This window comes from Pseudomonas sp. LBUM1661 (assembly GCF_059695925.1).
On the sequence record NZ_CP166794.1, the window covers coordinates 5,635,678 to 5,657,363 of the forward strand.

The window sequence follows — 21,686 nt, forward strand, 5'->3', positions numbered from 1 at the left end:
ACATGCCCGTGATGACTCCACCTATCCTTACAACACCGCAAACCCTGTGGGAGCGAGCCTGCTCGCGAAGGGGTCAACTCGGTTTGTCTGAGACAGCGAGCCGCCTGTTTCGCGAGCAGGCTCGCTCCCACATGGGCTCACTATGTGCAGTCGCATTGGCAGTCAGCCTGGCCGGTTGCGCCGGCCTGCCCGACCAGCGTCTGGCCAATGAAGCCCTCAAGCGCGGCGACACCGCGCTCGCTCAGCAGAACTACAAGCAACTGGCCGACCTGGGCTACAGCGAAGCCCAAGTGGGCCTGGCCGATATCCAGGTCGACAGCCGCGACCCGGCGCAGGTCAAGCAGGCCGAGGCGACTTACCGCGCCGCGGCCGATGTCTCGCCGCGGGCTCAGGCTCGCCTGGGTCGCCTGCTGGTGGCCAAACCCGGCTCTACCGAAGCCGAACAGCACGAAGCCGAAGGCCTGTTGAAAAAAGCCTCGGCCAATGGCGAAGGCAACACCCTGATTCCGCTGGCGATGCTGTACCTGCAATACCCCCACAGTTTCCCCAACATCAACGCCCAGCAGCAGATCAGCCAATGGCGCGCCGAAGGCAAGCCGGAAGCGGGCCTGGCCCAAGTGCTGCTCTATCGCACCCAAGGCACTTACGACCAGCACCTGGACGAAGTCGCAACCATCTGCAAAGCCGCGTTGAACACCACCGACATCTGTTACGTCGAGCTGGCCACGGTCTACCAGAAGCAAGGTAAACCGGAACAGCAAGCCGAGCTGATCACGCAGATGCAAGCCGCTCACGCTCGCGGCACGGTGTCTGCCCAGCGCATGGACAGCGTCGCCCGCGTACTCGGCGATGCCAGCCTGGGCAAGACCGACGAGAAAACCGCTCAGACGCTGCTCGAAAGCATCGCTCCGGGCTACCCCGCTTCCTGGGTCAGCCTCGCGCAATTGCTCTACGACTTCCCGGAACTGGGCGACGTCGACACGATGATGAAGTACCTGGACAACGGCCGCGCCGCGGATCAACCCCGCGCCGAACTGTTGCTGGGCAAGCTCTACTACGAAGGCAAAATGGTCCCGGCCGACGCCAAGGTCGCCGAGGAACACTTCCAGAAAGCCGTCGACCGAGAAGTCGCCGCCGATTACTACCTCGGCCAGATCTATCGTCGTGGTTACCTGGGCAAGGTCTATTCGCAAAAAGCCCTGGACCACCTGCTCAAGGCAGCGCGCAACGGCCAGAACAGTGCCGACTTCGCCATCGCCCAATTGTTCTCCCAAGGCAAGGGCACCAAGCCCGACCCGCTTAACGCTTACGTCTTCAGCCAATTGGCCAAGGCCCAGAACACCCCGCAAGCCACCGAGCTTGCGCAAACACTCGAAGCCCAACTGCCGCCTGCCCAGCTCGCCGAGGCCCAACGCCTGTTGAAACAAGAACAGGCCGTTCGTGGTGCCTTGAGCCAGAACACGCTGGAACTGCATGCCCTGGAAGAAGAAGACGGCGAGGAATCCCTATGAAGTTGAATCCATTCGTTAAGGCCGGTATCGGCCTGTCATTCGCTCTGTTGTGGTCGTGCCCGACCCTGGCGGCCCTGACCGAAAGCAAGAACTACGGCCTTGACGTGAAAGTCACCGCCCAGTCCGAAGACGACACTGACCTCGGCACGCAGAGCGGCGGCGACGTCAACGGCGTCGGCCTCGACCTGCGCCCATGGATCTATGGCGAGAGCGGCGCGTGGAGCGGCTACGCCATGGGTCAGGCGGTGACGTCTACCGACATCATCGAAACCGACACCCTGCAGCAGTCCGACAGCGACGGCACCCAGGCCACCGACAACGGTGATCGCAAGAGCAAGAAAAACTACCTGGCGATGCGCGAGTTCTGGGTCGGCTACAGCGGCCTCACGCCGTACCCTGGCGAGATACTCAAGCTCGGTCGCCAACGCCTGCGTAACGACGACGGCCAATGGCGCGACACCAACATCGAAGCCCTGAACTGGACCTTCGACACCACCTTGTTGCGCGCCAACGCCGGTGTTGCCGAACGCTTCAGCGAATACCGCACCGACCTCACCGAGCTCGCGCCCAAGGACAAGGATCGCCTGCACGCTTACGCCGATGCGGCGTATCAGTGGACGCCGGGCAATTGGGTCGGCATTCGCGGTCATCACACCCACGATGACGGCAAGCTGGACTACGCCGAGCCAGGTGTGGCCGCCGATTCCCTGGACAAGAAAGAGAATGGCGACATCAGCTGGATCGGCCTCACCGCCGACAGCGATGCCTACAACTGGCGCAACACCAACACCGTCAACTACTGGGGCAGCGTCACCGGCATGAGCGGCGACCGCGACAAGGTCAACCCGCTGAACGCCGACGGCACCGCACCGGCCCAGGCCAAGACCAGTGGCAACGTCGATGGCTGGGCCACCGACCTGGGCGTGCGTCTGCGCCTCGATCCGCAATGGCAAGTCGGTGCTGCCTATGCCCGCGCCAGCGCCGATTACGAACAGAACGGCCTGGAAAGTAACCGCTCGAACTACACCGGTACTCGCTCGCGGGTTCACCGTTTCGGCGAAGCCTTCCGTGGCGAAATGAACAACATGCAGACCGCCACCCTGTTCGGTTCGTGGATGCTCAACGACGAATACGACGCCAGTGTGATCTACCACAAATTCTGGCGCGTCGACGGCAACAAGCCGGTCGGCAGCAACGGCATCAACGCCGTGCAGAACGACACCGATGACGTGACCGGCGCCGTGCTCTCCAGCACTTCGCTGCCGCTGGAAGATGGCAACAAAGACCTCGGCCAGGAAATGGACGTGGTCGTCACCAAGTACTTCAAGCAGGGTCTGTTGCCGGCCTCCTTGAGCCAATCGATCGATGAGCCTTCGGCCCTCGTGCGTTTGCGTGGCGGTGTGTTCAAGCCGGGCGATGCCTACGGCAAAGGCGTCGACTCGTACATGCACCGCGCGTTTATCGACGTGATCTGGCGCTTCTGATGCGAACAGCGAAGGGAGTTCCTGACATGAACAGTCCGAAGAGAGGCTCGATCACCTTACTGGCCGGCGCGATGCTGCTGGCCAGTTCGGCGGCCTTCGCCACTGTCGAGCCGGCCGCACCCGTGCCAAAAGAGCAGCCGGCGACCATTGCCAAGGGCTTGCAACAGGCCAAGACCTACACCGTCAGCAGCGCACCGACCGCGCCGCTGGAGCTGGCTGCGCCGAAGCTGCCGGACACGTCCGGCTACACCGCCGAAGCCATTGCCGCGAAAATCGTGCGCACCAAGGCCGGCAAAATCAGCGTGCGCCGGATGATGCAGGAAAACGCGCTGAAGGACTTCATCGGCGGCGATAACAAGATGGCCGAATGGGTAGTGCGTCAGCACGGTATCCCTCAGGCGATTTTCATCGACGACGGCTACATGAACCTCAAGGATCTGGCCAAGAAAGTACCCAAGCAGTACTTCAGCGAAACTTCGCCGGGCGTGTTCCTGGCGAAGTTGCCGATCGTGGTGGGTGAGAAAGGCATCCTGGAGATCGACAAGCAGACCCAGGAATTGCGCCTGTCCCAAGAGGCCGGTTCGTTCCTGGTCAACGACGGCCAGCTGTTTGTGCGTGATACCAAAATCACTGGCTGGAGCGAGAAGGCAAACGGCCCGGCGGCCTTCAAGTCGCCCAAGGAATTCCGTCCGTTCCTGCTGTCCTGGGGCGGCACCGAGACCTACATCGCCAACAGCAAGATCGCCAGTTTCGGCTATGCCAACAGTAAGTCCTACGGCGTGAGTATTTCCCAGTACACGCCGAACATGGCCAAGGTGCTCAAGCGTCCTGAACCGACTGGCTGGATCGTCGGCTCCGAGTTCTCGGACATGTGGTACGGCTTCTACTGCTACGAAACCCAAGACTTCGTGGTCAAGGGCAACACCTACAAAGACAACATCGTCTACGGCATCGACCCGCATGACCGTTCCCACGGTCTGATCATTGCCGACAACACGGTGTACGGGACCAAGAAGAAGCACGGGATCATTATTTCCCGTGAGGTCAACAACAGCTTCATCTTCAACAACCGCAGCTACGACAACAAGTTGTCGGGCCTGGTGATCGACCGTAACAGCGTGAACAACCTGATCGCCTACAACGAGATCTACAAGAACCACACGGACGGCATCACCCTCTACGAGAGTGGCGACAATCTGATTTACGGCAACAAGGTGATCAGCAACCGTCGCCACGGCATCCGGATTCGTAACAGCGTGAACATCCGCCTCTACGAAAACCTGTCCATGGCCAACGGCCTGACCGGTGTCTACGGGCACATCAAGGACCTGACCGACACCGACCGCGACATCAAGCTCGACCCGTTCGACGCCCAGGTGTCGCTGATCATCGTCGGCGGCGAACTGGCCGGCAACGGCAGCGGACCGCTGTCCATCGACTCGCCGCTGAGCGTCGAGTTGTATCGCGTGTCCATGCTCGCGCCGACCAAATCCAGCGGCATCAGCTTCAACGGGATTCTCGGCGAGCGCCAGGATGAAATTCTCGACCTGCTGGTACGCCAGCAGAAAGCCGTGCTGATCGACCCTGTCGAACGCCAGACCGAAATGCAGGACTGAGGATAATTTTATGCACCCACACTTGATCAAATTACTCAGCCTGTCGGCCCTGACCGCCGGCATTCTCGCGGCCAGCGCCGGTGCGCGTGCCGATGAGGCAAAAGCGCCCAGCTTCAGCGCCGAACCGTGCTGCAACCTGTGCCCCGAAGCTCACGACGCGAAGAACTACACCACGCGCTACCAGCAGAACTTCACCACGCTGGTGCAGGCTCAGGGCGACTGGCTGTTCCGTACGCAAGAAGACTTGCGCACCGAATTCGACACCACCCCCGCCGGCTACAAACGCATGAAAGAACTGCACGATGCGTTCAAGAGCAAAGGCGTGGAACTGGTCGTCGTTTACCAGCCGACCCGTGGCCTGGTGAATCGCAACAAGCTCAATCCGGAAGACAAGGCCAAGTTCGATTTCGACAAGGCCCTGAAGAACTACAAGACCATGCTCGGCCGTTTCGCCGCCATGGGTTATGTGGTGCCGGACCTGTCGCCGCTGACCAATGAATCGCTGCCCGACACCCTGCCGGCCCACGACTTCTACTTCCGCGGCGACCAACACTGGACGCCGTATGGCGCCCAGCGCACAGCGAAAATCGTCGGCGAGAAAATCAAGCAATTGCCTGAGTTCGCGGACATTCCCAAGCGCGAGTTCGAGAGCCATAAGTCGGGTCGCATGGGCAAGACCGGAACATTACACAACATGGCCGGTCAACTCTGTGGCACCAGCTACGCGATCCAGTACATGGATCAGTTCACCACCGAGCCAAAGGGCGAAGCCGCCGACGGCGACCTGTTCAGTGACTCCGGCAATCCAGAGATCACCCTGGTCGGCACCAGCCACAGTGGCAAGAACTACAACTTCGCCGGTTTCCTCGAAGAGGCCATCGGCGCCGACATCCTCAACGTGGCGTTCCCCGGCGGTGGCCTGGAAGGTTCGATGCTGCAGTACCTGGGCAGCGAAGAGTTCCAGACCAAGCCGCCGAAGATTCTGATCTGGGAATTCTCGCCGCTCTATCGCCTAGACCAGGAAACCACCTACCGCCAGATGATGGCGTTGCTGGACAACGGTTGCGAAGGAAAGGATGCACAGATGACCGGCAGCACCACGTTGAAACCGGGCAAGAACGAATTAATGGTCAACAGCAAGAACCTGAACCTGCAAAACGGCAGTCACCAGGTCGACATCCAGTTCGCCGATGCGTCGGTGAAAGTCCTGCAAGCCACCCTCTGGTACATGAACGGTCGCCACGAGGACATCAAAATCGAAAAACCGGAAACTTCCGACACCGACGGGCGCTTTGCCTTTGAGTTGCGTACGGACGAAGACTGGGCCACGCAGAATTTGCTGGCCGTCGAAATCCAGGGCCCTGAAGCAGGTGCCGCGCCGCAGAAAGTCGAAGCGAAAATCTGCAAACGCAACGTGTTCCCTGGCACTGGGCAGCGTACCGCTCAGGCCGGGCAATGAGGCCATTATGCAAACCCGAACTTTGAAAAAGTTACTCGCGCCCTCCCTGCTGACACTGGCGATGTTCGCCGGTGCCACGCAGGCCGCCGCGCCCCTGCGTCCGCCCCAGGGCTACTTCGCGCCGATTGAAAAAGTCAAAACCGGCGACAAGAGCGAAGGCTGTGATGCGGTGCCGACGCCGTACACCGGTTCGCTGCAATTTCGCAGCAAGTACGAAGGCTCCGACAAGGCCCGTTCGACCCTGAACGAAGCCTCGGAAAAAGCCTTCCGCGACACCACCGCCGACATCACCAAGATTGAGCGCGGCACCAGCAAGCGCGTGATGCAGTACATGCGTGACGGTCGTCCGGAACAACTGGAATGCACCTTGAACTGGTTGACCGCCTGGGCCAAGGCCGATGCATTGATGTCCAAGGACTTCAACCACACCGGCAAGTCCATGCGCAAATGGGCATTGGGCAGCATGGCGTCTTCGTACCTGCGCCTGAAGTTCTCCGACTCGCATCCGCTGGCCAACCATCAGCAAGAGTCGCAGTTGATTGAAGCCTGGTTCAGCAAAATGGCGGATCAGGTGGTCAGCGATTGGGACAACCTGCCGCTGGAAAAAACCAACAACCACTCGTACTGGTCCGCCTGGTCGGTGATGGCAACGTCCATCGCCACCAACCGCCGCGACCTGTTCGACTGGTCGGTGAAGGAATTCAAGGTCGCCGCCAATCAAATTGACGCCCAGGGTTTCCTGCCCAACGAACTCAAGCGCCAGCAACGCGCCCTCGCCTATCACAACTACGCCCTGCCGCCGCTGGCGATGATCGCCAGTTTTGCGCAGGTCAACGGTGTGGATTTGCGCCAGGAAAACAACGGCGCGCTGAAACGCCTGGGTGATCGAGTGCTATCGGGGGTAGAAGACCCGGACGAATTCGAGAAGAAGAACGGTAAAGAACAGGACATGACCGACCTCAAGGTCGATTCGAAATTCGCCTGGCTGGAACCGTTCTGCACGCTCTACACCTGCTCGCCGGATGTGCTCGAGAAAAAACACGAGATGCAGCCGTTCAAGACCTTCCGCCTCGGGGGTGACCTGACCAAGGTCTACGACCCGGCCAACGAGAAAGGCAAAGGTTCTTAGGACCACGCAAAACCCCTGTAGGAGCGAGGCTTGCCCGCGAAGAACGATGACACTGTTCATCAGTTCCACCGCGTAACGGCATTCGCGGGCAAGCCTCGCTCCTACAGGTCAGTACACGATGTGAGTTGAGTGTTATTCCCCCGTTTTTTGGGTGGGGGGTTTGGGGGGGCTGCGGCCCTCGACTGTTGGTTAAACACGGAGAGATCGGGATGGTATTTTCGTCCAATGTGTTCCTGTTTTTGTTCTTGCCGATCTTTCTCGGCATGTACTACTTGAGCGGAATACGCTATCGCAACCTGCTGCTGCTGCTCGCCAGCTATGTGTTCTATGCCTGGTGGCGCGTGGACTTCCTCGCGCTGTTCGCCGCCGTCACGCTGTGGAACTACTGGATCGGCCTCAAAGTCGGCGCCGCAGGCGTTCGGACCAAACCGGCCCAGCGCTGGCTGCTGCTCGGCGTGGGCGTCGACCTGTGCATCCTCGGCTACTTCAAGTACGCCAACTTCGGCGTCGACAGCATCAACGCGATGATGACGTCGGTGGGTCTTTCGCCGTTCATCCTGACCCACGTGCTGTTGCCGATCGGGATCTCGTTCTACATCTTCGAGTCCATCAGCTACATCATCGACGTCTACCGTGGCGACACGCCGGCAACGCGCAACCTGATCGACTTTGCGGCGTTCGTGGCGATCTTCCCGCACCTGATTGCCGGCCCGGTGTTGCGTTTTCGCGACCTCGCCGACCAGTTCAACAACCGCACCCACACCCTCGACAAGTTCTCCGAAGGTGCCACGCGGTTCATGCAGGGTTTCATCAAGAAAGTCTTCATCGCCGACACCCTCGCGGTGGTCGCCGACCATTGCTTCGCCTTGCAGAACCCGACCACGGGCGATGCCTGGCTCGGCGCGCTGGCGTACACCGCGCAGTTGTATTTCGACTTCTCCGGCTACAGCGACATGGCCATCGGCCTGGGCTTGATGATGGGTTTCCGCTTCATGGAAAACTTCAAACAGCCGTACATCAGCCAGTCGATCACCGAGTTCTGGCGGCGCTGGCACATCAGCCTGTCCACCTGGCTGCGTGACTACCTGTACATCACGCTGGGCGGCAATCGCAAAGGCACGCTGATGACCTATCGCAACCTGTTCCTGACCATGCTGCTCGGTGGTCTGTGGCACGGCGCGAACATCACCTACATCATCTGGGGTGCGTGGCACGGCATGTGGCTGGCGATTGAAAAAGCCCTGGGCCTGAATACCTCGCCGCGCAGCATCAACCCGATCCGCTGGGCCCTGACCTTCCTGCTCGTGGTCATGGGCTGGGTGATCTTCCGCTCGGAAAACCTGCACGTCGCCGGTCGCATGTACGGCGCGATGTTCAGCTTCGGTGAATGGTCACTGTCGGAACTCAACGCGGCCAGCCTCACCGGCCTGCAAGTGGCAACCCTGGTGGTGGCTTACATGACCCTGGCGTTCTTCGGCATCCGCGATTTCTACAGCAACCTGCCGCCTGAGAAGACCAAGCCTGTGGTCAACGTCGAGGCCGACGGCCCTGCCGCTGCCACGCCAGGAATGATCAAAGCCGTACCGGGCGACAACCCGACCAGCATCCATGAGCCTGGCTACACCGTTGGCGTTGAAGCCACCGTGCAACCGGCCTACTGGACGGCGGACTGGTCCCGTTACGTGATGCGCACGCTGGTCCTGGTGCTGTTCATCGCCTCGATTTTCAAACTCTCGGCGCAAAGCTTCTCGCCGTTCCTTTACTTCCAGTTCTGAGGGATCTGACCATGACCCGCTCATTACGTATCTTCTACATCGCCCTGTTCATGGTGACCCTGCTGGTGCTGGGCCTGTGGTCGACGCGCAGCTTCTTCGGCTTCAGCACCAACGCCGACGCGACAGTGCTCAATGGCCGCTGGGCCAAAGCCGTGGAAACGCATTACGACGAAGAGTTCCCGATCAAGCGCCTGGGCACCAACCTTTGGGCTGCGCTGGATTTCAAACTGTTCAACGAAGGTCGTCCGGGCGTCGTGCTCGGCCGCGATCAATGGTTGTACAGCGATGAAGAATTCAACCCGATCGTCAACGAAGAGTTGAACCTGCAAGGCAACTACGCGCTCGTAGAAGGCGTACGTCAGGAACTCAAGGCCAAAGGCGTGAAACTGGTGATGGCGATCGTGCCGGCCAAGACTCGCCTGTACCCGGAACACCTGGGCCAAGTGAAGCCTTCGAGCATTCACGCCAACCTCTATGAAGACTTCCACGCTCGTGTGGCGGCCAACAAGATCATCGCGCCCGACCTGTTCGGTCCGATGCTCCACGCCAAGCTCGACGGTCAGCAAGTGTTCCTGCGAACCGACACTCACTGGACCCCGGAAGGCGCACAAATCGCCGCCGAGACTCTGGCCAAGACCATTGCCGAGAAGACCCCGCTCAGCGGCGAGCCGCAACGCTTCGTCACTGAACCTGCGGAGAAAGTCACGCACAAGGGCGACCTGCGGTTGTTCCTGCCGCTGGACCCGCTGTTCGAAAACCTGATGCCGAAGACCGAACCGTTGCAAAAGCGCAACACCGTGGTCGCGCAAGACCAGCCTGCCGGTGATGACGCGCTGTTCGCCAACACTGAAGTGCCGGTGGCCCTGATCGGCACCAGCTACAGCGCCAACCCGAACTGGAACTTCGTCGGTGCGCTGAAACAAGCGCTGAACAGCGACGTGGTCAATTACGCCGAAGACGGCCACGGCCCGATTCTGCCGATGCTCAGCTACCTGAAAAGTGATGCTTTCAAGAACAGCCCACCACAGGTGCTGATCTGGGAGTTTCCTGAACGTTATCTGCCTGTGAACAACGAAATCGGCGACGCCGACCCGCAGTGGGTCGCAGAGCTCAAAGAAGCCGGCGCCCGCCAACAAAACGTAGCCGCAAACACTAAATCCGAGACGCCCGACCGGGCGCAAAACTGAAAGAGAGAGGTACTACCATGACTTTCACTACTACTCCTCGCCGTCTCGCCAAGACCTTTGCACTTGTTGCTGGCATGAGCGTGTTATCGATGTCCGCCTTTGCTGGTGACGCTGCACTCTACGGCCCGACTGCACCGAAAGGTTCGAGCTTCGTCCGTGTCTACAACGCCGGTAACGCTGAAGTCAGCGCCACCGTCGGCAGCACCAACCTGGCCGAAGTCGCGCCGCTGTCCAGCACCGACTTCAGCTTCATGCCGGGCGGCGACTACAGCGCCAAGGTCGGCAGCCAGACGCTGCCGGTGAAACTGGCCGGCGACCACTATTACACCCTGGTCAACAACGCCAGCGGCGCGCCGCAACTGATCGAAGAGCCGCCGTTCAAGAACAAGCAGAAATCCCTGGTTCGCGTACAGAACCTCAGCGACAAGGCCCTGACCCTGAAAACCGCTGACGGCAAGACCGAAGTGGTTCCGTCCGTAGCGGCCAAGGGCCGTGGCGAGCGTGAAATCAACCCGGTCAAAGTCAGCCTGGCCCTGTATGACGGCGCCACCAAAGTCGGCGACGTGAAACCGGTTGCCCTGGAACGCGGTGAAGCCGCCGTGCTGTACGTCACCGGCACCGGCAGCAGCCTGTCGCCAGTCTGGGTAAAACGCCCGGTTTCGACACGCTAATGAATTTTTCGGATTGACCCATTTCCCTGTGGGAGCCGGGCTTGCCCGCGATGCAGACGACTCGGTGCAACGTTCAGACCGAGGTGATGCAATCGCAGGCAAGCCAGCTCCCACAAGGTCAAGGTGTCAGTCCGGACACGGAATAAGAACAAGAGTGAAACGACAGAACGCAGTAGCTCTGACCCATACGATTTTCAAGGAGTAACAACATGATTCCGGTGATCTTGTCAGGTGGTAGCGGCTCACGTCTTTGGCCGCTTTCGCGTAAGCAATTCCCCAAGCAATTTCTCGCCCTGACCGGCGAGCACACGCTGTTCCAGCAAACCCTGGAACGCCTGGTGTTCGAAGGCATGGACACCCCGATCGTGGTCTGCAACAAGGACCACCGCTTTATCGTCAACGAGCAGCTGGCTGCCCGCAACCTCGACACCCAGCGCATCCTGATGGAACCGTTCGGCCGCAACACGGCGCCGGCCGTGGCCCTGACCGCGATGATGCTGGTCAACGAAGGTCGCGACGAATTGATGCTGGTGCTGCCGGCCGACCACGTACTGGAAGACCAGAAAGCCCTGCAACGCGCCCTGGCCCTGGCCACTGTCGCTGCGGAAAACGGCGAAATGGTCCTGTTCGGTGTACCGGCGACCAAACCGGAAACCGGCTACGGCTACATCAAGTCGACCAACGATTCGCTGCTGCCCGAAGGTGTCAGCCGCGTCTCGCACTTCGTTGAAAAACCGGACGTGAAACGCGCGACCGAATACGTCCAGTCCGGCGGCTACTTCTGGAACAGCGGCATGTTCCTGTTCCGCGCCAGCCGCTTCCTCGAAGAACTGAAAAAGCACGATCCGGACATCTACGACACGTGCGTCCTGACCCTGGAACGCAGCGCGCAGGATGCCGACACGGTCGACATCGACCCGGCCACTTTCGCCTGCTGCCCGGACAACTCCATCGACTACGCCGTGATGGAAAAAACCCAGCGCGCGTGCGTCGTGCCGCTGACGGCCGGTTGGAGCGATGTCGGCTGCTGGTCGTCGCTGTGGGAAGTGAATGAGAAAGACGCCAACGGTAACGTCACCAAAGGCGACGTGGTCATTCAGGACAGCAAAAACTGCATGATCCACGGCAACGGCAAACTGGTGTCGGTGATCGGCCTGGAAAACATCGTGGTCGTCGAAACCAAGGACGCCATGATGATTGTCCACAAGGACAAGGTCCAAGGCGTGAAACAGATGGTCAACACGCTCAACGACCAGGGCCGCAGCGAAACCCAGAACCACTGCGAAGTCTATCGTCCGTGGGGTTCCTACGACTCGGTGGACATGGGCGGCCGCTTCCAGGTCAAGCGCATCTCGGTCAAGCCGGGGGCGTGCCTGTCGCTGCAGATGCACCACCACCGCGCCGAACACTGGATCGTGGTCAGCGGCACTGCCGAAGTGACCTGCGACGAAAACGTGTTCCTGCTGACTGAAAACCAGTCGACCTACATCCCGATCGCGTCGGTTCACCGTCTGCGCAACCCGGGCAAGATTCCACTCGAGATCATCGAAGTGCAATCGGGCAGCTATCTGGGTGAAGACGATATCGAGCGGTTCGAAGATATCTACGGTCGTTCGACCCCGATCGAGCGTGGCGTGTCGGTGAAAACCATCGCGCAGTAAGCGTTCGGTAGAACAAAAAGCCCCCGTCCAGCCCGCTGAGATCCCCATCCGCAGCGGGTTGGGTGGGGGCTTTTTTTGGTCCGGGTTTTGGGGCGCCTGCACCGGCCCCTTCGCGAGCAAGCCCGCTCCCACATTTGACCGAGTCCTGGCAGGAGAATGCGGTCGAATGTGGGAGCGGGCTTGCTCGCGAAGAGGCCATCACAGCCACCACACCCATCAAGCCCATCGCCAACCGCCCCTGCGCTTAGGTAGGATGACCGTCTCTGCTCCCGAGGTTTCGCGTCATGTTCATCGGCGTCCTGCTGGTCATCACCTGGCTCATCCTGTTATTGCGCTATCCCGCCAAAGCCCTGCCGGTGTCTGTCGCCGCCGCCATAGGATTGGGCGTGGTCGCCACGTGGGTGATCTGGATGGACCACCGCGAGGTGAAGCAACTGCAACGCTTGGAGTTGCGCATCAGCTACGCGCCACAACACTGCCCCGCCGACCGGCCGCTGCAACTGACCATGAACAACGGCAACGACGTGCCACTGACCGAATTGCGCTGGCGTGTCGCCGCGTACGCACCCGGCGACACGGTCAACCTCGCCGACAATCAATACACCGCCCCACGCTATCGCGGCCCCGGAGAATTGCAGGCCGGTGGCAACTGGGAAGACTGCTTGCCGCTGCCGCCACTGCGCCCCGGCTACCGCCCGGAAACCCTGGAGTTTCGCGCCGAGCGTTTGCAGGGTAGTTTCTCCGACTGATCCTCCCTTCTTCCTCTTGCACAAGGACCGCGCCATGCCCGTTGCGTTGATTACCGGTTGTTCCAGCGGCATTGGCCGCGCTCTCGCCGACGCCTTCAAAGTCGCCGGTTACACCGTCTGGGCCAGCGCCCGCAAGGCCGAGGATGTGGCCGTTCTGGCGGCGGCCGGGTTCACCGCCGTGCCACTGGACGTCAACGACGGCGCCGCACTCGAACAGTTGAGTGAACGGATCAACCAGCAGCATGGCGGCCTCGATGTGCTGATCAACAACGCCGGTTACGGCGCCATGGGGCCGCTGCTCGATGGCGGCGTGCCGGCCATGCAACGCCAGTTCGAAACCAACGTGTTTGCCATCGTCGGCGTGACGCGCGCGATGTTTCCCGTGCTGCGCCGGGCCAAAGGAATTGTGGTCAACATCGGCAGCGTATCGGGGGTGTTGGTGACCCCGTTTGCCGGTGCTTACTGCGCGTCGAAAGCGGCGGTGCACGCCTTGAGCGATGCCTTGCGCATGGAAATGGCACCGTTCGGCGTGCGGGTGATGGAGGTCCAGCCGGGCGCTATCGCCTCCAGTTTCGCCAAGAATGCCGGGCATGAGGCTGAGCAGTTAATCACTGAACAATCGCCGTGGTTCCCCTTGCGTGAAGGCATTCGCGCACGGGCCAAGGCGTCCCAGGACAACCCGACCCCGGCCAGTGAGTTTGCCGAAGGTTTGCTCAAGGCCGTGCAACAGGCCAAACCGCCACGCCTGATTCGATTGGGCAATGGCAGCCGGGCGTTGCCGTTGTTGGCAGGGCTGTTGCCCAAAGGGTTGCTGGAGTCGGGGTTGATGAAGCGGTTCGGGTTGCGTGGGCAGCTCTGAGACCGGGTCGACACCATCGCGGGCAAGCCCGCTCCCACAGGTGAATGCTCTCTATGGCATTGTGCAAAACCTTGTGGGAGCGGGCTTGCCCGCGAAAGCGGCAGAACAGTCTCCACATAATTTCAGGAAGCCCCATGACCGACTACACCGAATACTTCGACGAAGTGATCCAGGCCCACATCGCCATCGAACAGTGGCTGGCCGAGGAGCGGGAAGCGAGCGAACTTGAACACCTGCTGACCCGTTTTTCCCCGCAGTTTTCCATGGTCTCGCCGTTGGGCCGGGTACTGGATTTCGACGCGTTGAACGAATTGTTCCTGCTGGCGGGTGGCAGGAAACTGGGGTTCCGCATCGAGCTCAGTGAGTTGCGTGGCATTGCCCTGCACGACACGGGCGCCACCGTGAGTTACCGCGAACAACAGACCGATGCGACCGGGCTGCACTCGGATCGGCGCTCGACCGTGGTGTTTGAAAAGCAGGCCGGTGGGAAGGTGGTGTGGCGGCATTTGCAGGAGACGTTCTGCAACGGGTGAATTGTCGTCGTATGCCTAGAAGACCGAGTCGTCCCCATCGCGAGCAGGCTCGCTCCCACATTCGATCGTATTCTCCTGAAAGAACTCGGTTAAATGTGGGAGCGAGCCTGCTCGCGATGGGCGCGACTCGGTCTACAAGCTATGCACCATCACCTTGCTTAACCACCACCGTACAAGTAATCCCCGCCGCCAACAGCACTCCGTCCGGCACCTCATCAATGTGGATCCGCACCGGCACCCGTTGCGCCAGTCGCACCCAGTTAAACGTCGGGTTCACATCCGCAATCAGCTCACGGCTTTCCGGGTTATCACGGTCGTAGATGCCGCGCGAAATACTCTCCACATGCCCTTTGAGCACTTCGCCGCTCATCAACTGCATGTCAGCCTTGTCGCCAACCCGCACGTGGGGCAGTTTGGTTTCTTCGAAGAAGCCGTAGACCCAGAACGAGTTCATGTCGACCACGGCCATTTTCGCCTCGCCGATGCGTGCGTAGTCGCCGCGATGGACATTGAGGTTGGTCACGTAGCCGTCCACTGCCGCGCGGACTTCGGTGCGTTTGAGGTTCAGTTCTGCGGCTTCCAGTTGCGCCTGGGCGTGCTGGTAATCGGCCAGGGCCGAGTCGGCGATGTTGCTGGCGTCGTCGCGGTTTTCCCTGGAGATCACCAGGTTGTCCATGTCGGCGCGGCGATGGGCGTTGACCTTGCGCATCTCCCACGTCGACTTGCGTGAGGCCACCAGCGACTGCGCCTGCTTGACCGCGATGCGGTAGTGCTCGGGGTCGATCTGCATCAGCAAATCGCCCTTCTTGACCAATTGGTTGTCACGCACCGGCACGTTCACCACTTCGCCGGTGACGTCGGCGGCGACGTTGATGATGTCGGCGCGCACCCGACCGTCGCGAGTCCACGGCGTGTCCATGTAATGCACCCAGAGGGTCCGGCCGATCCATATCGCGAGGGCCAGCACCAACAGGGTGGCGAGCAGGCTGAAAAGCTTTTTCATCAGGGCCTTCTTCAGAAATAGAGAATCAACGGTAAACAGTCAGCGCCAGGGCGCCGAACAGACAGGTAAACAGGCTCAGGCGCAGCAGCGCCGGGTGCCAGAAGAAGCGGTACAAATCGAACCCGGAGAGGAACCGGTCCAGCGCCCAGGCCAGCGCCGCCGCGATGAAAAACATCAGCGTCATAGTCGGCATGTACACGCCGTGGAAGGCGATCTCACGAGGCATGTTCAAGTCCTTGGGGCTTGGCGTTAATGGCAGTCATGTAACCGGCGAGCGGTGATTGCGGGTCGAGCAACGAGGTGCGGATGAAGTGCAGGTAGCTCTTCACCCGACGCAACGCCGAGGTGTCGAAGTGCGGGGCGAACGGTTCGTCAGTGGCTTGCACGCGGCTGATCGCATGGTCGACGGCAATCAGGCCACGCTCCAGATTGCTCTGGCTCGGTTGCAAAAACAGCCGCACCAGCGAGCGACCCATCACCCGGATCGCCTGACGCCACGGCTGCGATTCGGCATAGGCCGGGTGCACCGGCAGGATCGCCTGTTCCTTGCGCAACTCGATGATCGCGTGACCGACTTCCAGCACCACGAACATCCAGCGCAGCAAGTCCCGCTGCACCTGCGGCTGCCCCATGGCGAGACCGTAGGCCTGGTGCAACAGGTCGCGGGTGCTGCTTTCAAAACTCGATGCCAGGCCCTTGAGTTTGCCGCTGATGGCGTACACCACCTGGCCGCGCAAATCCTGCTCGAGCCGACGCCACAACCAGCGACTGTTGGGCGGCAAAATGATCGCCCCGGCCGCTGCACACACCAGCATGCCGAGCACCATGGCGATGTAGTCGTTGATGAAGGCGTAAGGGTTGTAGACCGTGAGGTTGTCCGGCACCGAACCGGTGCTGAAGAAGATCAGCAAACCGAGGCCGACACCGGCGTACTGCGGCCGCGACGTCAGGAACGAACCGAGCACGATCACCGGCGCGAGCATCACGCAGAGCAATGGAAAACCGTCGATCCAGGGGAAGATGAAAAACATCTCGAAGAAGCCGATCAACGCCCCGAGGAACGTCCCGCAAGCCATCTGAAACGCCATGCGTTTCGGGTTCGGCGTGGCGGCGGAAAGACCTACGGTGGCGGCGGCGATCAGGGTCATGGTCGCCCCACTTGGCCACGCCGTGGCAACCCAATAGCTGCCCAGCACCACCAGAATGAACGCCGCGCGAATCCCCGATGCAGCCGACGCCATCCAGTTGGTTTGCGGGGTGAACGGCTCATCCCATTGCTCGCGTTCGTGGCTGTGATCGGCCAGGGACGCGTGGGTCTGTGCATAACTGTGCAGGTCGTCGACAAAGCGGTAGAGCAACTCGTAGGCCGTGTGGAAATCCAGTTGTTCGGCGTCGCTGGGGGCACTCTCTTGAAAGGTCGCGCGCAGGCTGCGAACGCGCGCCGGTAATCCTTCTTTGTAGTTGGTCAGCGCGATCACCAGACGTCGGGCATCAGCATCGGTCAAGGCTCGACCGGTGAAACCGTCGAGCAATTCCGCGAGGTCTTGCAAACCCGGTTTGATCGCCCCGACCACGTGATCGGTGCCGCTGCTGCGCAAGCGTTCGAGCAGTTGGTGCAAGGCGTTGAAGCGCGTGGTGATGCCCATGAACTCGCTGTTCAAGCGACTGAGCCGACCGTTGCGCCGGCGCATGTGCGGGTCTTCGAATACGGTGACGCTGCGCAAGCCTTCCAGGCCCACCGCTTCGGCGATGAAGCGTACGTTGCTGGCTTCAAAGGCGTCGCGTTTGCTGCGACCGCGCAAGCCGTCGGTGACGAACAAGGCGAACACGCCGAAGCGTTGATACAGCGCGTTGCGCATCGCCGCGCTGGCGGTTTGCGGCAGGATCGCGGCGCTGATAAGGGTCGAGCAGAGAATCCCCAGGGAGATTTCCAGCACCCGCCAGACCGCCGCCATGAACGCGCCGTCCGGGTGGGCCAACGCGGGCAAGCCGACCATCGCCGCGGTGTACCCGGCGAGCACAAAACCGTAGGCGCGGAAGTTGCGATAACGCGCGGCACCCGCCGAGCAGATGCCGACCCAGATCGCCAGCGAGCCGAGGAACAGTTCGGTGTTTTGCGCAAACAAGGCAATCAACGCGACCATCACCGCCGACCCGGCCAAGGTGCCGAGAAAGCGATAAAAACTCTTGGCCAACACATGGCCGCTTTGCGGTTGCATGACGATGAACACAGTGATCATCGCCGTGCGCGGCTGCGGCAATTCCAGACGCATGGCCAGCCACAGGGTCAGGAACGCGGCGAACAGCACCTTGAAAATGTACACCCAGGTCACGCCGTCGCTGCGCGCCCAGTCGTAGAAACCCCGGCGCCATTCAAGGGAATACAGCCAGCGCAAAGGTGCGGGCAAGGGAGTCATGGGATCCTGCTCAGTGAAACCTGTGGGAGCCAGCCTGCTGGCGATAGCGGAGTACCCGTCGACATCGATGCTGGATGTGCCGGCCTCATCGCGAGCAGGCTCGCTCTCACAGGTATGATGTTCAACGCAAAAGGACCGGAGTTTTCGGTGCCGCGGTCTGACTGTCTTTCGGTACATCGCTGCCGGCACCGAGCCCGCCACCGAGCGCCGTCACCAACTCGGCATGCGCACTCAGTCGTGCCGCCTGAACCTGCTGCTGGACTTGCTGCTGTTTGAACAACAGCGTCTGGGCGTTGAGCACGTTGAGGTAGTCGGTGAGGCCGCGCTGATACGCGATCATCGCGATGTCGTACGTCTTCTGCGCGGTGGCCACCGACTCGGCGGCGAAAGATTGCTGTTTGTCCATGGACTCGCGGCGGATCAACTGGTCGGAGATGTTTTTCAGCGCATTGACCAGCGTCTGGTTGTACTTGGCCACGGCGATGTCATACCCGGCCGAGGCTTCGCCCAGCTCCGAGCGCAAACGACCGCCGTCAAAGATCGGCAAGGAAATCGCCGGGCCCACGCTGTAGTTGAGTTTCTTGCCGGTCAGGAACTCCAGCGCCCCGCCGCCGGTGGCCATGTAACCGAGGCTGCCGACCAGATCGACGTTGGGGTAGAAACCGGCGTGGGCAACATCGATGCCCCGCGCCTGCGCCGCTACTTGCCAGCGACTGGCAACCACGTCCGGACGCTGACCGAGCAATTGCGCCGGCAGCGACGACGGAAGCTTCAGCGCCGCCCCCAGTGATAACGTCGGCCGTTGCAACTGCGCGCCCTCCCCCGGGCCAAAACCTGCCAATGCGGCCAGTTGATTGCGGCTCAAGGCGATTTCTTCGTCCAGTGCATCGATCTGGCGATGGGTTTCCGGGAGCGGCGTCTCGGCCTGGCTGACTTCGAAATGCGTGCCGATCCCGCCGTTCAGGCGTTTTTGCGCCAAGTCGAGAATCTGCTGTTGCTGCTTGAGCGTTGCCTCGACGATGTCCCGTTGCGCGTAATGCAACGACAGTTCGATGTAGGCGCGAACGATGTTGTTCTGCAATTCGAGCTGGGCCAGCCGCGCTTCGGCGGCCGTCATATGCGCCATGTCCACGGCGCGCTCCGTGGCGTTGCTTTCGCGGCCCCAGAGGTCGAGGGCGTAGCTGAAGCCCAGCGCGGCGTTGTTGTCCCAGGTGGTGGTATTGGCCAGGTCGCCCGGCCCGTAGAACTGATCGGTCGGCCAGTTGTGGCGCTTGAGCGTGGATTCGCCATTGATCTGCAGCGACTCCGCAGATTCCGCGATACCGGCCATGGACTTGGCCTGACGCACCCGCGCGGCGGCCATGGCCATGGTCGGGCTGCCTTGCACGGCGAGGTTGATCCAGCGGTTCAATTGCGGGTCGCCGTAAGCCTGCCACCATTGCGCGGTGGGCCAGTGAGCGTCTTGGGCGGCGCTGTGGATGGCTTCGTCGGTGGCCAATGAATCGGCCTCCATTGCCTTGCCCTGTGGGGCAATACCTCCGGTACCGACGCAGCCGCTGATTGCCAGGGTTAAAGCCAAAACACTGAGCGTCTGAAGCGCTCTGCTGATGCGACGCGGCACTGCTGAAAATTCCTGAGGTGAGGGGGCACAAGATCCGTGTAGGAGCCGGCGCAATTCTAGGGGTGGGCCTTGATCGCGATAAGGTGGGATTCCTGTGAATCTTTGTTACCGTTCGCGCGATAATCCGTTGGTCCACCTTTAGTCGCCTGTAAAAAAGCAGAAACTTCGTGTCACAATTTGTCATTCGCCCAGAGAGCACCCCATGGACACTTTGCAAAACATGCGCGCCTTCAGTTACGTGGCCGAGGCCGGCAGCTTCACCGCCGCCGCCGTGCAACTCGACACCACCACGGCCAACGTCTCGCGCGCGGTCTCCAACCTGGAAGCCCACCTGCAAACCCGCCTGCTCAACCGCACGACCCGACGCATCGCCCTGACCGAAGCCGGCAAGCGCTACCTGTTGCGCTGCGAGCAGATCCTGGCCTACGTCGAAGAAGCCGAAGCCGAAGCCAGCGACGCCCATGCGCGCCCGGCCGGGCAACTCAAAGTGCACACCATGACCGGCATCGGTCAGCACTTCGTGATCGACGCCATCGCCCGCTACCGCAAGACCCACCCCGACGTCACCTTCGACCTGACCATGGCCAACCGTGTGCCGGATTTACTGGACGAGGGCTACGACGTGTCCATCGTGCTGGCCAGTGAACTGCCGGACTCGGGCTTCGTCTCGCAGCGCCTGGGCATCACTTACAGCATCGTTTGCGCCTCGCCGGCTTATGTGAAAGTTAACGGTTGCGCGCAGAAACCCAGCGACTTGCTCAACCATGCGTGTTTGCGGCTGGTGAGCCCGGTGATTCCGCTGGAGAAGTGGACCTTCGACGGGCCTGAGGGACAGGAGATGGTCACCATCAACAGCTCGCCGTTTCTGGTGAACTCTGCCGATGCGATGAAGACTGCGATCACCAGTGGCATGGGGGTGGGGGTTTTGCCGGTGTATGCGGCGATCGAAGGGTTGCGCAATGGCAGTCTGGTGCGGGTGATGCCCAAGTATCGCTCGCAGGAACTGAACCTGTATGCGATCTACCCGTCACGGCAATACCTGGATGCGAAGATCAAGACCTGGGTCGAGTATTTGCGCGGGTCGCTGCCGGAGATATTGGCGGCGCACCAGGCAGAACTGACGGCTTATGAACTGAGCGGGAGCATGGGTGGGGTTCGGGTGGCGAATTGATCCTGCGGACATCCGGTTTTTTGCAGATGTTCACAGTTCAAATGTGGGAGCTGGCTTGCCTGCGATGGCGGTCTTATAGCCGACCATTTTTTGCAGGTGTACACAGTCCAAATGTGGGAGCTGGCTTGCCTGCGATGGCGGCCTTATAGCCGACCATTTTCTTTCTGGTGAACATATCCATTCCTGCGGTAACGGCTGCTAATGGTTTCGCTTTTACAGCGAGTCACTTTCGAAAAGCGCGAAAGTAACCAAAGCGCTTTTACCCCGCCATTCGGTGCCTCGCTGTGGCTCGGCATGCCCTCACTCCGGCATTGCTCCGGGGGCCCGCCGCCATCGGCCATCCCTGGCCGGGGGCGGCTACCGCGGCATCCTTGCCGCGGTACCCCCTGCGCAACGCCTGCGTTCGGCCTCTGGGAAAGGGGCAACAGATCAAAATCAAAAGCCGAAGCAACGGCAAGATCAAAAGCGAACGTAACGTCTGAAATCGACGACGTCCCTGTAGGAGCGAGCTTGCTCGCGATGGACTGATAGACACCGCGTTTATCCTATTAAAACGCGCCATTATTGATGTTCTTCGCGAGCAAGCTCGCTCCTACAGGGGAACTCGCATTCCCCAATCAGGCCGGCCTGCAGGCCGCCGTGCTTTTGCTCTTGATGCACCGCCCCATCGTGAGGCCGAGCGCAGGTTCTGCGCAGTGGGCAACCCGGCAGGGATGCCGGGTTAGCCGCCCCCGGCCAGGGATGGCCGATGGCGGCGGGCCCACGGAGCAGGACCGGAGCGAGGGCATGCCGAGCCTAGGCGAGGCACCGAACGAAAGGGGCAAGAGCCCTTGGTTACTT

At 60.9% G+C, this 21,686-nt stretch carries 17 protein-coding genes; 13 read left to right on the forward strand and 4 right to left on the reverse strand.

Annotated elements, in window-relative coordinates:
- Nucleotides 1-11 precede the first annotated feature (11 nt).
- The 12 genes from algK to ACA057_RS25930 all read left to right on the forward strand — a co-directional run bounded on the left by algK (nt 12) and on the right by ACA057_RS25930 (nt 14,634).
- Nucleotides 12-1,511 (forward strand): alginate biosynthesis TPR repeat lipoprotein AlgK, encoded by a 1,500-nt coding sequence (gene algK / locus ACA057_RS25875; protein WP_497343457.1) that lies wholly within the window; start codon nt 12-14, stop codon nt 1,509-1,511.
- The gene (locus tag ACA057_RS25880; protein ID WP_497343459.1) at nt 1,508-2,995 is read left to right on the forward strand and encodes an alginate export family protein; all 1,488 of its coding nucleotides are present in this window, start codon (nt 1,508-1,510) and stop codon (nt 2,993-2,995) included. The genes algK and ACA057_RS25880 overlap by 4 nt, the downstream gene beginning before the upstream one ends.
- A 26-nt stretch (nt 2,996-3,021) precedes the next feature.
- Entirely contained in the window at nt 3,022-4,611 is a 1,590-nt protein-coding gene (algG, locus tag ACA057_RS25885) for a mannuronan 5-epimerase AlgG (protein ID WP_497343461.1), read from the forward strand.
- Between the two features lie 10 nt (nt 4,612-4,621).
- Entirely contained in the window at nt 4,622-6,070 is a 1,449-nt protein-coding gene (locus tag ACA057_RS25890) for an alginate O-acetyltransferase (RefSeq protein WP_497343463.1), read from the forward strand.
- 7 nt (nt 6,071-6,077) lie between these two features.
- Nucleotides 6,078-7,199 (forward strand): mannuronate-specific alginate lyase, encoded by a 1,122-nt coding sequence (locus tag ACA057_RS25895; protein ID WP_497343465.1) that lies wholly within the window; start codon nt 6,078-6,080, stop codon nt 7,197-7,199.
- A gap of 209 nt (nt 7,200-7,408) precedes the next feature.
- The gene (locus tag ACA057_RS25900; RefSeq protein ID WP_109628070.1) at nt 7,409-8,974 is read left to right on the forward strand and encodes an MBOAT family O-acyltransferase; all 1,566 of its coding nucleotides are present in this window, start codon (nt 7,409-7,411) and stop codon (nt 8,972-8,974) included.
- Between the two features lie 11 nt (nt 8,975-8,985).
- Nucleotides 8,986-10,161: an alginate O-acetyltransferase gene (locus ACA057_RS25905; protein WP_109628069.1), complete on the forward strand. Its 1,176-nt coding sequence runs from the start codon at nt 8,986-8,988 to the stop codon at nt 10,159-10,161.
- Between the two features lie 17 nt (nt 10,162-10,178).
- Entirely contained in the window at nt 10,179-10,832 is a 654-nt protein-coding gene (locus tag ACA057_RS25910) for an alginate O-acetyltransferase AlgF (RefSeq protein WP_497343467.1), read from the forward strand.
- Between the two features lie 209 nt (nt 10,833-11,041).
- Nucleotides 11,042-12,493, forward strand: coding sequence for a mannose-1-phosphate guanylyltransferase/mannose-6-phosphate isomerase (locus tag ACA057_RS25915; protein WP_497343469.1), 1,452 nt, complete (start codon nt 11,042-11,044; stop codon nt 12,491-12,493).
- Nucleotides 12,494-12,777: 284 nt separating this feature from the next.
- Nucleotides 12,778-13,242 (forward strand): multidrug transporter, encoded by a 465-nt coding sequence (locus ACA057_RS25920; RefSeq protein ID WP_497343471.1) that lies wholly within the window; start codon nt 12,778-12,780, stop codon nt 13,240-13,242.
- Between the two features lie 34 nt (nt 13,243-13,276).
- Entirely contained in the window at nt 13,277-14,101 is an 825-nt protein-coding gene (locus ACA057_RS25925) for an SDR family oxidoreductase (RefSeq protein ID WP_497343473.1), read from the forward strand.
- 134 nt (nt 14,102-14,235) lie between these two features.
- Nucleotides 14,236-14,634, forward strand: a complete 399-nt coding sequence (locus tag ACA057_RS25930; protein ID WP_059406227.1) for a hypothetical protein — start codon at nt 14,236-14,238, stop codon at nt 14,632-14,634.
- 139 nt (nt 14,635-14,773) lie between these two features.
- On the opposite strand, the gene ACA057_RS25935 is transcribed toward ACA057_RS25930, so the two are convergent.
- The 4 genes from ACA057_RS25935 to ACA057_RS25950 all read right to left on the reverse strand — a co-directional run bounded on the left by ACA057_RS25935 (nt 14,774) and on the right by ACA057_RS25950 (nt 19,675).
- Nucleotides 14,774-15,637, reverse strand: a complete 864-nt coding sequence (locus tag ACA057_RS25935) for an efflux RND transporter periplasmic adaptor subunit (protein WP_497343475.1) — start codon at nt 15,635-15,637, stop codon at nt 14,774-14,776.
- A gap of 25 nt (nt 15,638-15,662) precedes the next feature.
- A complete protein-coding gene (locus ACA057_RS25940) occupies nt 15,663-15,863 on the reverse strand; it encodes a DUF1656 domain-containing protein (protein WP_007896379.1) in 201 nt (66 codons plus the stop codon).
- Nucleotides 15,853-18,054: an FUSC family protein gene (locus tag ACA057_RS25945; RefSeq protein WP_497343477.1), complete on the reverse strand. Its 2,202-nt coding sequence runs from the start codon at nt 18,052-18,054 to the stop codon at nt 15,853-15,855. The genes ACA057_RS25940 and ACA057_RS25945 overlap by 11 nt, the downstream gene beginning before the upstream one ends.
- Nucleotides 18,055-18,175: 121 nt before the next feature.
- Nucleotides 18,176-19,675: an efflux transporter outer membrane subunit gene (locus ACA057_RS25950; protein WP_497343479.1), complete on the reverse strand. Its 1,500-nt coding sequence runs from the start codon at nt 19,673-19,675 to the stop codon at nt 18,176-18,178.
- 202 nt (nt 19,676-19,877) lie between these two features.
- On the opposite strand from ACA057_RS25950, the gene ACA057_RS25955 reads away from it, so the two are divergent.
- On the forward strand, nt 19,878-20,846 hold the full coding sequence (locus tag ACA057_RS25955; RefSeq protein WP_059406223.1) for a LysR family transcriptional regulator: 969 nt from the start codon (nt 19,878-19,880) through the stop codon (nt 20,844-20,846).
- The last annotated feature ends 840 nt before the right edge of the window (nt 20,847-21,686 follow it).

Coding starts and splice junctions, on each gene's coding strand:
- algK (WP_497343457.1), top strand. CDS start 12: ATGACTCCACCTATCCTTACAACACCGCAAACCCTGTGGGAGCGAGCC.
- ACA057_RS25880 (WP_497343459.1), top strand. CDS start 1,508: ATGAAGTTGAATCCATTCGTTAAGGCCGGTATCGGCCTGTCATTCGCT.
- algG (WP_497343461.1), top strand. CDS start 3,022: ATGAACAGTCCGAAGAGAGGCTCGATCACCTTACTGGCCGGCGCGATG.
- ACA057_RS25890 (WP_497343463.1), top strand. CDS start 4,622: ATGCACCCACACTTGATCAAATTACTCAGCCTGTCGGCCCTGACCGCC.
- ACA057_RS25895 (WP_497343465.1), top strand. CDS start 6,078: ATGCAAACCCGAACTTTGAAAAAGTTACTCGCGCCCTCCCTGCTGACA.
- ACA057_RS25900 (WP_109628070.1), top strand. CDS start 7,409: ATGGTATTTTCGTCCAATGTGTTCCTGTTTTTGTTCTTGCCGATCTTT.
- ACA057_RS25905 (WP_109628069.1), top strand. CDS start 8,986: ATGACCCGCTCATTACGTATCTTCTACATCGCCCTGTTCATGGTGACC.
- ACA057_RS25910 (WP_497343467.1), top strand. CDS start 10,179: ATGACTTTCACTACTACTCCTCGCCGTCTCGCCAAGACCTTTGCACTT.
- ACA057_RS25915 (WP_497343469.1), top strand. CDS start 11,042: ATGATTCCGGTGATCTTGTCAGGTGGTAGCGGCTCACGTCTTTGGCCG.
- ACA057_RS25920 (WP_497343471.1), top strand. CDS start 12,778: ATGTTCATCGGCGTCCTGCTGGTCATCACCTGGCTCATCCTGTTATTG.
- ACA057_RS25925 (WP_497343473.1), top strand. CDS start 13,277: ATGCCCGTTGCGTTGATTACCGGTTGTTCCAGCGGCATTGGCCGCGCT.
- ACA057_RS25930 (WP_059406227.1), top strand. CDS start 14,236: ATGACCGACTACACCGAATACTTCGACGAAGTGATCCAGGCCCACATC.
- ACA057_RS25935 (WP_497343475.1), bottom strand. CDS start 15,637: ATGAAAAAGCTTTTCAGCCTGCTCGCCACCCTGTTGGTGCTGGCCCTC.
- ACA057_RS25940 (WP_007896379.1), bottom strand. CDS start 15,863: ATGCCTCGTGAGATCGCCTTCCACGGCGTGTACATGCCGACTATGACG.
- ACA057_RS25945 (WP_497343477.1), bottom strand. CDS start 18,054: ATGACTCCCTTGCCCGCACCTTTGCGCTGGCTGTATTCCCTTGAATGG.
- ACA057_RS25955 (WP_059406223.1), top strand. CDS start 19,878: ATGGACACTTTGCAAAACATGCGCGCCTTCAGTTACGTGGCCGAGGCC.